The sequence below is a fragment of the Parageobacillus sp. G301 genome (genome assembly GCF_030268025.1).
In the GTDB taxonomy this organism is placed as follows: domain Bacteria; phylum Bacillota; class Bacilli; order Bacillales; family Anoxybacillaceae; genus Parageobacillus_B; species Parageobacillus_B toebii.
Genome location: NZ_BSDB01000001.1, coordinates 728,490 through 743,829, shown reverse-complemented (window position 1 = coordinate 743,829; position 15,340 = coordinate 728,490). Strand labels below are relative to the sequence as shown.

Below are 15,340 nucleotides of genomic sequence, written 5' to 3'. Positions count from 1 at the left end.
CTATCCCAATAATACAGAAATCAGGAGGGGAGCAATGCAATGAAAAACTTGAAAAAGAAACTAGGTTTATCTCTAGCTGTTGTTTTGTCTTCATTAACGATTGCCACAGCGTATGCCACAACTTTCACCAATGTGGTTTATTTAGATTATCCATCTATAGAAGAAGCACACAAAGTATCGAAAGATGAAATGCTTGTGATCTACCGTGACCTGTTTAGAGTTTCTGGAATTTGGCAATATCCTGGACTTCAAAGATAAACGAAAATTACGAATCTGCAATCAAAAAACCTCGGATCTATTCCATCCGAGGTTTTTTAACGCTAATAACAAGATATCGCCACAGTCATAAATAAATACAACCCACGTTTTTGTAATGCCCAAATTTTAGAGGTGTTGCACGAGACCCTTTTTTTTCTTGTTATATTCGCTGTTTTTTTCTCTTTCGTTTCTATTCATGAAAGAAAATGTGGCAAGCAGCAATAATATGGCAAGGCAAACGGCAGAACCGATTATATTATTTTTATTAAATATAAAAGAGATGAAGATAATCAGTAAAGATACAATGGCTAATATCGTTGTGTATGGGAACCATTTTACCTGGAAGAACGGTTTCTCCTTATATTGGGAACGGAGCTTTAGCTGAGCTAAACAAATGCTCATCCAAACCAAAAGAACCGTAAAACCAGGTATCGTCATTAAATAGCTGATGACTTGTTCCGGAGTCATATAAGCTAAAAATACCCCACACAATATACATATTGCTGTTATGATAATACCGTTTATCGGTATTCCTTGTTTGGAAATCTTTAATAGCCTTTTTGGAGCTTCACCGCTTTGGGCCATTGAATATAACATTCTGGAAGTCGCATATATCCCAGAGTTTGCCGCTGATAAAACGGCTGTTAAAAGAACAAAATTCATGATATGAGCTGCTCCGGGCAGCCCAGTGATGTTCAATACCTGAACAAATGGGCTTTCTTCCCCCGAAACTTTATTCCATGGCATTAAACCGCATATAATAAGAATAGGAAGAATATAAAAAAGAATGACTCTCCATACGGTTCCCTTGATTACTTTGGGCAATACCTTCTCTGCGTCTTTTGTTTCTGTAACAGTGACACCAATTAACTCCGCCCCGCCATATGAAAACATGACGACTAAAAAGGCGCTCAACATTCCTCCGATTCCATGAGGAAAGAACCCGCCGTGTTCCGTGTAGTTAGACAAAGGATCATCAATCGTGCTTGGAATGATGCCTGATAAAATACAAAAACCTAAAATAATAAAAACGGTTAATGCGATAATTTTAATTCCCGCGAACCAAAACTCAATCTCCCCATAGTACTTTACTTGAAACAAGTTAATTCCGATGATCAAGCCGGCGCAAAGGAGACTTAAAAGCCATAATGGTACGGATGAAAACCAATATTTGAGGAAGCTTCCTGCCGCTAAAATTTCGACAATGATGACAATAGTCCAATTGATCCAATAAAGCCATCCTACGATAAAGGATATATGAAATCCAAAAGCTTTATATACAAGATGCTGGACGTTTAAGTTGGGATAGACAATAGCCATCTCAGCCAATGCCGTCATCACAATAAATAATAATAGGCCTCCTAATAAATAAGCAAAAACGACACTTGGCCCCGCTATATTTAACGTGTCTGAACTTCCTTTAAAAATACCTGTCCCAATCATGCCTGCTAGAGCAATAAACTGGACATGCCTAGGTAATAAACCTTTCTTTAAATTTTGATGATTTTTTTCCATGTTGCTCCTGCCTTCCTGTCGTAATATTAATAGAGTTATAAAACTAAAATAAACTTACTAGCGAGAAAAGGTAAAATAATGACCAAAGATGGTTAAGATGAAAGCGGCTTTTTTATTTTAATAAATTTCCTTTTGAAACTTTTCTGCTTAAACGCTTTTAAGCTTTTGTGCTTTTACGCTTTTGTGTAGTTAAGTATTAAAATACATTTTTAAAATATAATGATTTTCTTCTGTTTGTCAATAGCGTGTCGCAAAACTCATTGTTATACAAAAATGTATTGTCGAAATCGGAGCGACGATTATGGGAAGCGCTATATAAAACAACGAAACAGTTTGTCGACTGGTGCCTCGCTTAATCGATGTCTGACTTGTACATCGGGAAGGTCAAGGGAGTTCAGTGAAATACAACAAAGAAAAAGCGAACGAACCGCAACCAAACCCAACGTTAACACCTAAAGGATTCCCAGTCATTAAAAACAGGAGGAACAAAATTTGCTGAACCTACTACACTTACAAGCAAATTGTTATTCGCATCAACTGCTTCTTGATTAACATTATTTCGATATATTAACTTTCTATCGTTATCGGAAACAACGCATATTTCGTTCGATTATACACAGTGCCTGGACACACCATGCAAGGAAATGTCCGCGTTAAAGATCTATCGCGTTTTGGATGTATGCAAAGTAAAAATCACACAAAGAAAGATTGTGGCATATTATTTATTAATAAGAGTTTTTCTTTTTTACAAAAATTTTTCACAAAAAGAAAGATTTTAAGATGGAAACATGTTGTAAAATATAGTTGTTGTTGTACAATAAACATCTTTTGGGCAAAGGAGAGATAGTAGATGAAAGCAGCGGTTATGGAGGATTTTGGAAAACCTTTAGTAATCCACGAAAACTTTCAAGATCCGGATTGCGGTCCAAATGATGTTATCGTAAAGGTGGAAGCGAATGGAGTTTGCCGAAGTGACTGGCATGCGTGGGTCGGAGATTGGGAATGGATCGGATTGAAGCCTGAACTCCCTCACATTCTCGGGCATGAATTTGCTGGTGTTATCGAAGAAGTAGGAAAAGATGTCAAGCGGTTCAAAAAAGGAGACCGAGTTGTAGTTCCTTTTAATTTGGGTTGCGGACACTGTGAGCATTGTCAAACAGGACACCAAAACGTATGTGAAAACTTAATAATCTTCGGATTTAATTGTAACGGGGCTTATGCCCAATATGCGAGAGTGCCGTTTGCGAACCAAAATCTAGTTCATTTGCCTGATTCTATCGATTTTACAACGGCTGCCTCCCTCGGATGTCGATTTATGACGAGTTTTCATGCCGTTGCCGATCAATCCGGGGTACAAGCAGGTGATTTCTTTACCGTTTACGGTGCGGGCGGCGTCGGTTTAGCAGCGATTCAAATTGCAAATGCACTTGGAGCTAGGGTCATCGCTGTTGATATCGATGATGCCAAACTGGAAAAAGCGAAAGAACTAGGCGCTTTTGCAACCGTGAATTCAAAAAGGGACAATCCTGTTGAAGCAGTCATGGAAATCACCAAAGGCGGCAGCGATATTACGTTAGATGCACTAGGTATTGCTGAAACATGTCGTAATGCGATTCTTAGCTTGCGAAACCGCGGAACACATGTGCAAGTTGGATTAACGTCGCAAGAAGAGGGCGGGATGATTCCTCTTCCAACGGATTTGATCGTAGCAAAAGAGCTGCAAATTAGAGGATCGCTTGGTATGCAGCCACATCGATATAAGGATTTATTGGCGATGGTGGAAAGTGGGAAGTTACATCCGGAAAAATTGATATCAAAAACGATTTCTCTTGAAGAAGCGAGCGGAGTGCTTGAATCGATGTCTCAATATGGTACGTTAGGATCCATTGTTATTAACCGTTTCTAACAGCAATTGAAAAATAAAAGCAGAGAGAAGATTTCCCGTGTGGAATATTTTGCTAGATACTGGGATTAAGGCGGATACAAAATGGAGCAAGAAATAAATATGTTCATCTCAAAAAGTAGGCCGATTGAGGGCTCTAAAAAATGAATAAAGTCAATGTTCAAAAAGAGGCTGACTCAGAAACAAAGTGTCAGACCCCACACGCAATATATGGGAGCATGAACATTAGATTCATATGTGAAACGCGTGTGTGGTCAGACATTTGTGGGTCAGCCCCTTTTGTTTTTTCATTGATGGGAGAGGTTTAATGCTGAGAGTGGTATTAAGTAAATGAAGTAGATAGATAGAGTTTTTACTCGGGGGAGTATGATAGAGTTGTTCATCCATTTAATAGTGATGGATGATTGAGTAATAGAAGACAGGAAGAAGTCATGATTCGCTGAATCTCCTATGTTGAACGGAGCATGCGATGTATAAGAGGACGGGGGATTATCCCTCGTCCTCTTTTTCATTCGAATATTTTTACCTTTTTTAATAATGATAAAAGTCCCCACTTTTTGTTTTCTAAATCTTCTTCAACAGATTCATCTTCTGCTTTAAGAAAGGTTGTTTCATTTTTTAGAACCTTATCCTGCGTTTGGGAAGATGTTTTTGGAGGTTCGTCATGAAAGGTTGGTTCTGCTGACGGATGTGGAGGTGCTGCTTGAATTTCTTGGCTAGAAGAATCATTTGTTTCTATCTCTAGTGTTTCTTGCACATTCTCTACCATTATGGAAACAGCGGCGCTCTCTATTGGAGATGATACGTTTGTTTCGTCTAAACCCTCGCTTTCTGTTTCTGGATTTTCAGATTTTATCTCTTCAAAAATTTCGCGGTCGTCAATATTTTCGCTTTTTTCTTCTTGTTGAACAGCAGTGGGATTTTCATGTTCGATAAGAATTATATCATCATGAATTTCTTCTTCAGCCTGTTTGGACATAACTGGATGTGTTATCCATTGCTCAGCTGCCTTTTCCTCTATATGTGTGATTGGCTCTTCCTCTGTTGCTGCTTTCAGTTTGGTAGTTGATTCAAGTATATCGTCACTAACTAATGTATGGGTAAGGCTTTGGATGTCTGAAAGATCATCTTGAGGGTCTGGGTATAATAGTGTTGGTGTTACTGGATTGGGTGATTTATCATCATCCTTTCCCGACTGCTTATGTTGAAATGGTTGGCGAGTGCTTTGGAAAGGTTGTTCAACTCGTACATTTTTAATCTGGCTGGATTTCTGAGGATATACATTGGACGTTTGCGGATTCATTTGGTTTTGACCTTTCTTTTTAACCGGGGATACAACGATTGATTGCTGTGTTTCATCAATGAATTCCTGTAATTTTAGAAAGCTATTGGTAGGTGGTGGTGTGGCGTTTTCTATCTGTTTCTTTATAACAAGACTTTTTTGCGAAGGAGTTATTTCTTTTGGTTTCTCTTTAACAGGAGGAACTTCTTGTTGAGTTGCTAACAGTTGTACTAATTGTGACAACATTTCTTTCATTTCGTTCGTTTCTGAGTTTGGAGAATCCTCGTTTTTCTGTTCCACTATTTCTGTTAACTCGGAAAGCTGCTTTGATATTTTTTCTATCTCTGTCGCAAAATGAGATGTCTTTTCGAGAAGGGTTTCAATTTCAACATATTGATGTAAAATATGTTTTTGTAAAACCGCCATATCTTTTTGTTTTTCCGTGTCTAACTCTGATAACATTTCTTCGATTGTATGAAATTTTTTGGTTAATACACGGACTTCTTCTTTTAAATCTTCTGTTTCTTGTTTTTGTGTAAAGAAAACGTCTTTCAACTCTTCAAAATCCCTTAAAACCTTATCGATGTTTTCTTTCAAAAAATCGTCATTTTTTTCCATCGTCTTGATCCTTTCTGTCCAAGATGCAAATGATTCTAATTGTGATTTGAATGAAAGATATTCATTCATAAGAGCGCGGTGGGAAGAGAGTTCTCTCTCCAATGCCTGTGTTTTCTCCCCCATGATCTCTTTTTCTTTTTCCAGTTCAGCTTGCCTTTGTTTATAGTTAGATAAGTCACTTAATAAGGATTGGATTTTTTCTTCATTTGCTTCTACTTTTTGCTGAAGAACGAGATTTTCATTTTTTAATTCTTGAATCTCATTATGCAATAAGCGATTTTCTTTTTTTGTTTCCTCCAACTCTGTGGATAAGCGGTCAATCTCATGATTTTGAGTGGAAATCGTTTCTTCATAATCATGGCATTTCTCTTTAAGCTGGGCGTTTTCGGTTGTTAACTGTTCCATTTGTTCTTGGAGATGGTTCCGTTGTTGATCAGATTGAAACGAAGCAAGCAAGGTTTTGTATTTTTCCAGTTCTGATTTGAGGTGGATAATTTTTTGTTCCAACTGAATGCTTTTATGTTCTTCGTTCACGACCTCACCACCTTTTTTTGGCGATTTTTCACATAGGAAATGCCCATTTCTTTACAATTGTATGCAAGAGCCTAATAAAGGTTGACATGGAAAACCATTTGCACATATTAGGAAATTTAGGCATTGATACTGTCACTCATGATGGCGAATTACATAGTATAGAGTAGCCTGAAAAAATCATGAAAGGAAGGTTGCTCGATGGCAATTAACTTAGAGCAGTTTGCCCAAGAATTTCGCCCTGAGTGTATTCAAGTATGTAAAGTATATGACTGGACAACAAACGTTGTGGCGATCACACGAGATATCACATTTACTTTCCCTGCTGGTTCTCTTGCTGGTCTAACAAATCTTACAGCTGATTGTTCACTGACGCTTTTAGAATGTACGGAAGAGGGTCGCCGTGATATTGAATGTATGGTAGGAGATGAAACAGTCGAACTTCAAGCCGTTACATTAACCAAAACGATTTCCGTTACTTTAGAAGTGACAGGAACAAACGCAGCTGGCGCACAAGTGACTGTAACCAGCAGCCCAGTAACGATTACAATAACTGAAGAAGTGATTCTTTGCGCACCAGAAGGCACAACCGTATGTTGTACATCTACATCAGATACTTTCAACGGCTGCCGAGTGATTTCATTTACACCGCCAACAGCAGGTGTGGATACGATTACTGCGACAATTTTTGCGAGAGTTTGTCAAAATATTGTCGTCACATTTGAAGTTATTTTAGAAGTGTTTGCGAAGTTTTGCCAACCTCGTCCGCAAATTATTTGTGAGGACGAATGTCCAGTCGATGTATTTCCACCGCAATGTCCAACTATCTTTCCGCTTAACCACGAATAATTTTGCAAATGAGGAGAGTTCCAAACTCCTCGCTATTTGGAAAAAGAGGGGATTTCCTCCTCTTTTTTTCATACATATAACATGGAAAGAAATCTTTATTTCGCAAGGAGGAAGAAAATGAGCGATCAGCTTTTGGACGTGGAAAAAAAAGTTCGCGCGCTGGAACGTGACGTTCAGGCGGTCAAACAAACGTTAAACGAGATAAAAAAAGCAAAAGAACGGGGGAAAGGGATTGATCAAATAAGTATCATTCCCTATTTCACGTATTCGCTATTATTGCCGAAAACGGAAGAGCAAAAGGGAACTGTCGTCGGAAACTTTGTCATTTACAATACCGGTTCGGTTCCGCTCGAAAACCCTATTATATGTCTGAAAGTGATGCCAAAAGAACGTGCCATATTGTCCGCTAAGCTTGGTGAGGATGTCCAATATGACCGCCATTTGAATCCATTAGTGATGGAACCGTGGCAATATATTGATGAGGAGGCGAATAAAATCGTGGAGGAAAAAGGAGAATTTTGGTTAAAGCCTGTCCACATTTCAAAGATCGAAGCTGGACATAAGTTATCTTTTTCTAATTTCCAGCTAAAGTTTGATATCGGTGAAGAACAAACGACTTATAAAGTGGAAGGGTTTTTTTATTGCAAACAACTTCCAAATGGCATTCGGGCTTTGAACAATATTGTCATTCATGCGTAGCAAAAATGATTTGACCGAAATTGGAATGTTCATAGAAAAATGAAGACGAGAGAAGTGAAATGGATTTGCTAGCAACGTTAGTGAATGGAAAATGACATGTTTTCCATTAGATAAGGAAGGCTGACTCAATATCTACTTTGTCCTGTTTGAGTCAGCCATTGTTTATTTATGCTTCTCGAACGACAAGAGCGTTTAATGCGCGAGTTTCTGCACTAAAAGTAATGCCAGCTATAGTTGGAACGTTTATAACGACACGGTAAGTGTGTGTTCCGACGCCTGGTACGTCTACCCAAGTAAGGTTCGGATATAAAGTAACCGTAGCAACACCAGTTATTTGAGTGTCTATATCAAGCTGAGCCAAATCCACGAACGCTCCTCCGTTTGTAGAGCGCTGTAGAATATAAGTTGCACCTGTTACGTTAGTTGTTTCTGCGTTAGCGGATGTAATTGCTAATTCAACGATCGAATCTAATTTTACCTCATCTCCGCTAAGGGTAACGATTGGCCCAAGAGTAAGCACTACATTTGGATTAGTAGCAGCTGTTAGCGCTTGAGGGGTTAATGATTGTGTAAAAAACAATTGCGGAAATAAGCCTCCATTACATAAGCAAGCCATTATGCATCTCTTCCTTTCAGATGGTTTTATGCTTTCGCACCTATTGTATTAAATGAAAAAAATAGAAAAATGTTTCGGACGAATAACTATTTCTTTCACCTGTTTTGATAAATAGGAGAGTAACCAGAAATTTAGTTAAAAAAAGTGGACACACCAAAAGAAACGTTATTATAAAACAAATTGCATGGAGGGAGCGCCAACGTGGGAAAACGTGTGATAAAGAACGGAAATTTCATGCAGTCAAACTTTTCGTGGAAAGAGGAAATACCAGCTAAAAAGGCTCAACCATTGGTTGATCACCGATCTTTCCTTCAGAGAAGCCCTATTTATCTTACATTTAAACAAAATTCTTGACGGTACTATAGTTTTTGTTTATATATTGTCATAAAATTATAATAATTAAGTTTTTATGAGCGTTTTTATCGTTTTTTATAACCGCAATATGATAAGTTATAATTAATCACTTGTTAGGGGGAAACAAAATGAAGTTTTTGTACATTCTTTTAGCCTTGTTGGGCGGGATGATGGCGGGGATTCAGGCGCCTATAAACGGAAGTCTCGGCAAAAAAATTGGCAGCGTTGAAGGAGCGTTTACTTCCTTTTTTATCGGAACGCTGTTTTTAACATTTTTCGTCTTGTTTTTTGGAAAAGGGCAGATCGCTCATTTGTTTCAAGTGCCTAAATGGAATTTGCTTGGCGGCTTGTTAGGGGCCCTTTTTGTGACGTTTGTCATTCTTTGTGTACCGAATGTAGGGGTGGCCTTAACGATTTTCGCGGCAATCGTTGGCCAAATGGTCATCAGCATTATCATTGACCATTTTGGTTTGTTCGGTGTGGAAAAAATTCCGATGAATGCAAGCCGCTTGCTTGGTCTAGGACTTATGTTGGCGGCTCTGTTCTTTATTTATCGGGGCAGTGTTTCATCATAGAATACGTGCTGCCTGAAGCTTGCTGAAAGATGAATAGGATAAAAAAGGAGAACCTGAACGCCGAAAGAAAACAGCCCTCCTTTTTTCTTTATCGCAAATAAAACGCTCTCTTATCATAATTTTTATACGAAAACCGCCATTCTAATGATCGTAAGAAGAGTGTAAAGATAAATTTACAATAAATTTATGATAAATTCAATTGTTTGATTTTCTATGAATAAAATGTAATAATTTTTGTTACAGAAGGCGTGTTCCCAGTTGCGAGTCTTTTTTAAAAGATATTACAACACTTTAAGTGGTGGTGAATTCAATGGATAGAATAAGTAATTCGCCAGTGGAAGTAGGGGATTGGGTAAAAGGGAAAACAAAAAATGGAGAGTTGATATACGGCTATATTGAAGCAGTAAATTCATTACAAGGAACTGTCAAAATAAAGGTGATGGATTGTGATAATGAGCAAATCATTGGAAAAACCGTTGAAACACTAAAACACTGGGTGAAAAAACTGCCGATGTCGACCTTTGATGGCGAGGAACCGATTAAGGCATTAATTGATTTGGCTTTATTAACTAAGGATGAAAGCTGGTTTATGGAGCTGTCCGCCAAATTAAAATCAATAAGACAAGTTGCAAAAGAAAATGAAAGGAAGAATACTGCCCATCCTTCTAAAAACAGATTGGGAACATGCGGCATGAGAGATGAATGATGAAAATGCTCATGATGCGCGTCAAAATCGAATAACGTATGTTATTCATCTAAACAAAAGAATGGAATCAAGATGAAAATGATCGGTTAACATGAAAAAACGCTTCATCTGTTTCCTTTTCGGCGATCCATCGTGGAAACTCATGTAATCAGTTGTTTGCGCAAGCAAGAGAGAGTCCTTGTTTTAATAACTCTTTATCTGCTAAAGCAGAGAAATCTCGTGTATATAATGAAGGTGCTCTTGCATGGGAAATCTCTCCTCATGTAGAATGACATTTTCATCTTGATGAGATTTCTTGTGCAAGGGCTATTTTGTGTTCCACAAAAGAATAAAGAAGCGACCTGTCAAATACCAAGTCGATATTATGGCTGATGAAGGAACCGATGCTGGAAAGTTTCATTTACATAAACAAGGGGTTCCATCTATTGTAATTGGCGTAGCCGCTCGATATATTCACAGCCGCGTGCAAGTAAAAAAGGACATCGATAACGCAGTAGCATTGCTGCTAGAGGCAATCAAATCCTTGGACAAACAGGCGCTACAAAAAATAATTGACTTTTAAAACAGAAATTGACCGATCCCGCCATCTGGATCGGTCAATTTTTAATTTAGGCTGTTAATGAGGAAAAAGGATAGCTGGTGGAAAATGGCCAAAATCTAAATAAATTGGCTTACGTCGTCTTTTTTCAATGCCCAAATAAATTCTCTAAAGGAGAATGCAAAACCGGAAGCGATTCATCCGATGTTCTCTGTTTTACTTTTTTTGCTTTCGGGAGCCTGGATATGGATAGTTTATTTCTTTAGCCACACGTTTAATCGCTCTCGATCATCTACTTATTGCCTGCTTTGCGGCTTGAAAATAGAATGGGCCGCTGGGCTGGGGGTGAGCACCAGTATAACCAGGCTTTGCTCTAAGGCTTTGAGCGAGTGCTCTACGTTTTTTTCCAGGCTTGCCATGTCTCCCGCTTGCAATGTCACTTCTTCATTTGCGGAAAACTGAATTCGACCTTGCAGGACAAACACGAGAATATCACTAGATGTCTTATGTTTTTGCAATACCTTGCCTTTGGGAAAGGAGAATTGAACTACTTTTGACACGCTGTTATCCAAAATAGGCTTTACAAATTGTTCTTCGAATTTTAATGGATATACCTTCACTTGAATTCTCTCCTTAACGGTTGGTCTGCGGATGGTTATTTTGCATGGGTCTCGTTTTCCTCGGCATAATGCAATGGTTCATCAGTGAGAGACCAGCCGGTTTTGAGGCCAAGGATAAACCAGCCGAGTACCAGCGCGCCAATCGCAAAAATAGTGTCACCAATCACCCGCAGCCATACGAAGTTGTGAATGATCTCCTGCGACATGAACTCGGCTGAACGTGCGTACCACATACCGTGCTTCACGCTTGCCCATGTCTGCATCAGGCCAATCGGAAGCAGGCTCAGCAGAACCATTAATGCCAGTCCGATATTGATCGCCCAAAACGAGAATGAGAGAGCCTTTGTTTTCCACTTGCGCCGTTTGGTCAACCCCCGCAAGCAAAACAGCATGAGCCCAATTCCCAACATGCCGTATACTCCGAACAGCGCTGTATGTCCATGTACTGGCGTGGTGTTAAGCCCTTGCATGTAGTAAAGCGCAATCGGAGGATTGATAAAAAATCCGAACAATCCAGCACCTACAAGGTTCCAAAATGCAACCGCTATAAAATAGTAAATCGGCCACTAGTAAGCCGCTACCCAAGGACGGGCACGGGAAAGGGTCAAATTCTCGTACGCTTCGAATCCGACTAGCACCAACGGAACGACCTCAAGTGCACTGAAAGTAGCGCCGAAGGCTAACACCCCGATCGGAGTTCCGCTGAAGTATAAATGGTGGAACGTGCCGATAATCCCGCCAAACAGAAAGATAATGGTCGAAAAAAGAACCGAAGTGGTTGCCGTTGATATTCGCAGCAATCCCATACGTGTGAACAGGAATGCGATTACCACAGTCGCAAATACTTCAAAGAATCCTTCTACCCACAGGTGCACCACCCACCAGCGCCAGTATTCAGCAATGGCAAGATGTGTATGCTGCCCCCATAATAGTCCCGGAATATAAAACACCGGAATCGCGGTAGAAGCGATCAAAAACAGAATGAGCAAGTGTCTGTCGTCTTTTGCCTTCCTTAGCGCAGGCCAAATCCCCCGTACCATCAGGAACAGCCAGAGGAAAAGCCCGACAGTCAGGAACAACTGCCAGAATCGTCCAAGATCCGTATACTCATACCCCTGGTGCCCAAACCAGAAGTTTGTGTCCAATCCGAGACGCTGCCGTACGGCAAACCACTGGCCTGCCATGGAACCGACAATGATAATCAGCAAACACACAAAGAGAACGTTTACGAAAAATCGTTGGTATTTCGGTTCATGGCCGGAGACTGCCGGAGCTACAAACAACCCGGTGGCAATCCAGGCAGTAGCAATCCATAAGATCCCTAATTGAGTATGCCACGTACGTGTTATCGAATAAGGCAACCATTCTGCAAGTGGTATTCCGTAGAAACCGCTTCCTTCCACTTGATAATGAGCGGTGACTGCTCCCAGGCCAACCTGCACCACCCACAAAGCGGCGACTACCCAGAAATACTTGAGTGTTGCCTTCATGGAAGGTGTGGGTGACAAGGCAAGCAACGGGTCTTTTTCAGGATAGGTTTCCTCCAATTCGACGTGTTTTTGTTTGGCATAATACCAAGCCAAAGCTCCAATGCCGGCCAATAGCAGAACAAAGCTGACCACAGACCAGACAACCATAGATCCAGTCGCTACATTATCAATTAAAGGTTCATGCGGCCAGTTGTTCGTGTATGTGATGTCGCTGCCTGGACGATTGGTCGCACAGGCCCAAGTTGTCCAGAACAAAAAGGCGTTAAGGGCTTTCATCCGCGCTGGATCCTTGATGGTTCCGCGAGGGATCGCGTATTTATCACGCAAATCATCCATTTTTGGATCGTTGCCAAATAAAGCGGAGTAATGCTGGCTGATGGCTGCAATTGCCTGCGCTCGTATAGGGGAAACCACCAAATCTCCCGTGTCCGGCTGATAAGTATTCGTTCTGATTTCTTTTTTCAATCTCGTTCGCAACATTGCTTTTTTTTCCTCATCGAGCTCATCGTAAGATTTTCCAAATTGATCGGCTGCATATTTGTTGAGAATCCATATAGCTTCCCGATGCAGCCAGTCGGCGTTCCAGTCTGGAGCTACATATGCGCCATGTCCCCAGACGGATCCAACCTCCTGCCCGCCCATTGACTGCCAAACATTTTGGCCTTCCTTAATCTCTTTTTCGGTAAACAGTACGGTACCCGTACTAGTCACCACACGTTTGGGAATAGGGGGCATCGTTTGGTAAATCTCTCCCCCATAATATCCCAAAATGGCAAATGAAATGACGAACACGAGTGTTAAGCTTACCCAAAGCCTAGTAAGACGCATAATTAGACCTCCCACTTTTTCTATTATAAGGATATTTTTGTCTGCGCTATCGTTTTCTATTCAGAATTTACATAATCACAATGGGAAAATAAAAGAGGAGGGCAGATGTTGTTATATTACGTATAGGGACATGGAGCATCTAGGTAGAAAGTACGGGAAGAATAGTTGCGGATAAACGGGCAGGGTGTCTTTTTAAACTGAAATGGAGCATGCTGTTAGCGCTCCATTTCGTTTGTTCATTGTCAATTTTTTTTTGAAAAATATTCATATAACGTTCAAGAACATGACGGGTTCATAATCGTTTATTTTCTTACAATAATCTAGTGGCGTTGTATACAGCCAGAATGGTCAAAAGGATGTGTGTCATGTGATATACGTAACAGACAAGAGGCTTCTTTCCTTATATGATTTTACAAAAAGGGTGTAGGACGATGAGTAACATGAAATGGTTTCCATCTCGATTTAATGCGATTTCACAAACAGAAAGCGGTGAACTCATTCTTTACAATAGTTATACAGGGGCGATCGGCGTTGTGGCAGAGGAAGAGAAAAAAGCCGTGTTGCAAGCATTAAAACGGAGCGGCATTGATCATGATTTATCGCCTATCGAAAAAACGCTTGCCGAGTGCGGGTTTCTTGTCTCAGAGCAAACAAACGAGGAAAAGCGTGCCCAATTTTTGCACCAAACTTTACATCGAACGGATACGATGCATCTTATCGTACTTCCTACAGAGGCATGTAATTTTCGCTGTACATACTGTTATCAAGATTTTTTGAGCGGAAACATGAGCCGCGATGTTATCAACGGGTTAAAGCATTTTTTAAAAAATAAAATTCCTAAACTGGAACATCTTACTGTCAGCTGGTTTGGTGGAGAACCGTTATTAGCGTATAACATCATCGAAGAATTAAGCGAAACGATCGTACAATGGGCCGATCGTCATGGCGTAACCTACCAAGCGGAAATGTCGACGAACGGCTATTTTTTATCTAAAAAAACATTTCAAAATTTGTTGAAATATAAAGTGAACCGCTTTATGGTGACACTTGACGGAAGCAAAGACGTGCATGATTCGCGTCGGGCTCTTACGAATCGAGGAGCTACATACGAGACGATCATAAGCCATTTGCTCGATATACAAACATTAGATGATTCTTTTGAAATTTACATCCGTATTAATTTCGATGAAGATAATCTTTCACACATTCCGCGTTTTTTAGAAGAGTTAGCTGGTTATTTTGCTGGAGACTCGCGCTTTCAAATTTTCTGCCGTCCTGTTGGAAAATGGGGCGGAGCGAACGATGAAAATTTACCGATATGCGATCATCGTACAGCGGAAACGAAAATATGGGAGTTTACGGAATTTGGCATTCATCGTGGGCTAAATATGAGTTCGATCATTGAGTCGATGTTAATGCCAAGCGGGGCGGTTTGTTATGCGGCTAAGCCGCATTCGTTTGTCATTGGCGCCAACGGCCAAGTGTATAAATGTACTTGTTTCCTTCATGAGGAATATAACCATGTTGGCTGGCTTCATGCCGATGGAACAATGGAAGTCGATTTCGATAAATTAGCCTTATGGGTCACTTCGGGAGAAGAACAAGACGAACATTGCCAAGCTTGTTTTTTTCGCCCCGCATGTCAAGGAAATCATTGTCCATTGTATCGCATACGTAAAGGAAAGCGTCCTTGTCCTTATGAAAAACGAAAAATTAAAAAAGTATTGCGCTTAATTCATGCCCAACAATCTAAAATAAAGTAACGGTGTTGCGATGATTTGGCGATACAAAACAGATGATGTTCGGCTTAGAGTAGCGTAACACCAACAATGGGAGGAGGTGATTGGTATGCGGATTTTACGTCCAGCTGTATCTCCAGTCGCAGCGTCTAACTCGGGGAGACTTTCTAAATCTGTTCCGGGCAACTTAAAATAATGTATTAAACAAGTTTTCTATCA

Annotated in this window: 12 protein-coding genes and 1 pseudogene; 8 read left to right on the top strand and 5 right to left on the bottom strand. The window is 40.2% G+C overall.

What is annotated here, in order from left to right:
• The first annotated feature begins 39 nt into the window (after positions 1 to 39).
• On the top strand, positions 40 to 258 hold the full coding sequence (locus QSJ37_RS03850; RefSeq protein WP_285753859.1) for a hypothetical protein: 219 nt from the start codon (positions 40 to 42) through the stop codon (positions 256 to 258).
• A 126-nt stretch (positions 259 to 384) separates the two neighbouring features.
• Here the strand turns inward: QSJ37_RS03850 and QSJ37_RS03845 are convergent, their stop codons facing one another.
• Positions 385 to 1,773 carry an amino acid permease gene (locus QSJ37_RS03845; RefSeq protein ID WP_285753857.1) on the bottom strand — a complete coding sequence of 463 codons (1,389 nt, stop codon included), beginning with the start codon at positions 1,771 to 1,773 and terminating at the stop codon, positions 385 to 387.
• Positions 1,774 to 2,623: 850 nt separating this feature from the next.
• Between QSJ37_RS03845 and QSJ37_RS03840 the strand changes: the two genes are divergently transcribed.
• Positions 2,624 to 3,679 carry a zinc-dependent alcohol dehydrogenase family protein gene (locus QSJ37_RS03840; RefSeq protein WP_285753855.1) on the top strand — a complete coding sequence of 352 codons (1,056 nt, stop codon included), beginning with the start codon at positions 2,624 to 2,626 and terminating at the stop codon, positions 3,677 to 3,679.
• A 505-nt stretch (positions 3,680 to 4,184) separates the two neighbouring features.
• On the opposite strand, the gene QSJ37_RS03835 is transcribed toward QSJ37_RS03840, so the two are convergent.
• Positions 4,185 to 6,110, bottom strand: a complete 1,926-nt coding sequence (locus tag QSJ37_RS03835) for a coiled-coil domain-containing protein (RefSeq protein ID WP_285753853.1) — start codon at positions 6,108 to 6,110, stop codon at positions 4,185 to 4,187.
• 198 nt (positions 6,111 to 6,308) lie between these two features.
• Here QSJ37_RS03835 and QSJ37_RS03830 point away from each other — a divergent pair, with 198 nt between their 5' ends.
• Together QSJ37_RS03830 and QSJ37_RS03825 are read left to right on the top strand one after the other, a co-directional pair.
• Positions 6,309 to 6,956 (top strand): BMQ_0737 family morphogenetic spore coat protein, encoded by a 648-nt coding sequence (locus QSJ37_RS03830; protein ID WP_285753851.1) that lies wholly within the window; start codon positions 6,309 to 6,311, stop codon positions 6,954 to 6,956.
• Between the two features lie 117 nt (positions 6,957 to 7,073).
• Complete coding sequence (locus QSJ37_RS03825) at positions 7,074 to 7,655, top strand: hypothetical protein (protein WP_285753849.1); 582 nt, start codon at positions 7,074 to 7,076, stop codon at positions 7,653 to 7,655.
• Between the two features lie 166 nt (positions 7,656 to 7,821).
• On the opposite strand, the gene QSJ37_RS03820 is transcribed toward QSJ37_RS03825, so the two are convergent.
• Complete coding sequence (locus QSJ37_RS03820; RefSeq protein WP_285753847.1) at positions 7,822 to 8,271, bottom strand: hypothetical protein; 450 nt, start codon at positions 8,269 to 8,271, stop codon at positions 7,822 to 7,824.
• A 482-nt stretch (positions 8,272 to 8,753) separates the two neighbouring features.
• On the opposite strand from QSJ37_RS03820, the gene QSJ37_RS03815 reads away from it, so the two are divergent.
• From QSJ37_RS03815 to QSJ37_RS03805, 3 genes are all read left to right on the top strand, one after another.
• Complete coding sequence (locus QSJ37_RS03815; protein WP_062754323.1) at positions 8,754 to 9,200, top strand: DMT family transporter; 447 nt, start codon at positions 8,754 to 8,756, stop codon at positions 9,198 to 9,200.
• Positions 9,201 to 9,510: 310 nt separating this feature from the next.
• Positions 9,511 to 9,906, top strand: coding sequence for an IDEAL domain-containing protein (locus QSJ37_RS03810; protein ID WP_285753843.1), 396 nt, complete (start codon positions 9,511 to 9,513; stop codon positions 9,904 to 9,906).
• A gap of 313 nt (positions 9,907 to 10,219) precedes the next feature.
• On the top strand, positions 10,220 to 10,468 hold the full coding sequence (locus QSJ37_RS03805; RefSeq protein ID WP_285753841.1) for a hypothetical protein: 249 nt from the start codon (positions 10,220 to 10,222) through the stop codon (positions 10,466 to 10,468).
• A gap of 272 nt (positions 10,469 to 10,740) precedes the next feature.
• On the opposite strand, the gene QSJ37_RS03800 is transcribed toward QSJ37_RS03805, so the two are convergent.
• A complete protein-coding gene (locus tag QSJ37_RS03800; protein ID WP_285753839.1) occupies positions 10,741 to 11,064 on the bottom strand; it encodes a cupin domain-containing protein in 324 nt (107 codons plus the stop codon).
• A 35-nt stretch (positions 11,065 to 11,099) separates the two neighbouring features.
• Positions 11,100 to 13,289: pseudogene (locus tag QSJ37_RS03795) on the bottom strand (nitric-oxide reductase large subunit).
• Positions 13,290 to 13,813: 524 nt separating this feature from the next.
• Between QSJ37_RS03795 and QSJ37_RS03790 the strand changes: the two are divergent.
• Entirely contained in the window at positions 13,814 to 15,145 is a 1,332-nt protein-coding gene (locus QSJ37_RS03790; protein ID WP_285753837.1) for a radical SAM/SPASM domain-containing protein, read from the top strand.
• Positions 15,146 to 15,340 lie beyond the last annotated feature (195 nt).

Bases quoted from the DNA above. Each gene is read 5' to 3' on its own strand.
- QSJ37_RS03850 (WP_285753859.1), top strand. From the start codon at position 40: ATGAAAAACTTGAAAAAGAAACTAGGTTTATCTCTAGCTGTTGTTTTG.
- QSJ37_RS03845 (WP_285753857.1), bottom strand. From the start codon at position 1,773: ATGGAAAAAAATCATCAAAATTTAAAGAAAGGTTTATTACCTAGGCAT.
- QSJ37_RS03840 (WP_285753855.1), top strand. From the start codon at position 2,624: ATGAAAGCAGCGGTTATGGAGGATTTTGGAAAACCTTTAGTAATCCAC.
- QSJ37_RS03830 (WP_285753851.1), top strand. From the start codon at position 6,309: ATGGCAATTAACTTAGAGCAGTTTGCCCAAGAATTTCGCCCTGAGTGT.
- QSJ37_RS03825 (WP_285753849.1), top strand. From the start codon at position 7,074: ATGAGCGATCAGCTTTTGGACGTGGAAAAAAAAGTTCGCGCGCTGGAA.
- QSJ37_RS03820 (WP_285753847.1), bottom strand. From the start codon at position 8,271: ATGGCTTGCTTATGTAATGGAGGCTTATTTCCGCAATTGTTTTTTACA.
- QSJ37_RS03815 (WP_062754323.1), top strand. From the start codon at position 8,754: ATGAAGTTTTTGTACATTCTTTTAGCCTTGTTGGGCGGGATGATGGCG.
- QSJ37_RS03810 (WP_285753843.1), top strand. From the start codon at position 9,511: ATGGATAGAATAAGTAATTCGCCAGTGGAAGTAGGGGATTGGGTAAAA.
- QSJ37_RS03790 (WP_285753837.1), top strand. From the start codon at position 13,814: ATGAGTAACATGAAATGGTTTCCATCTCGATTTAATGCGATTTCACAA.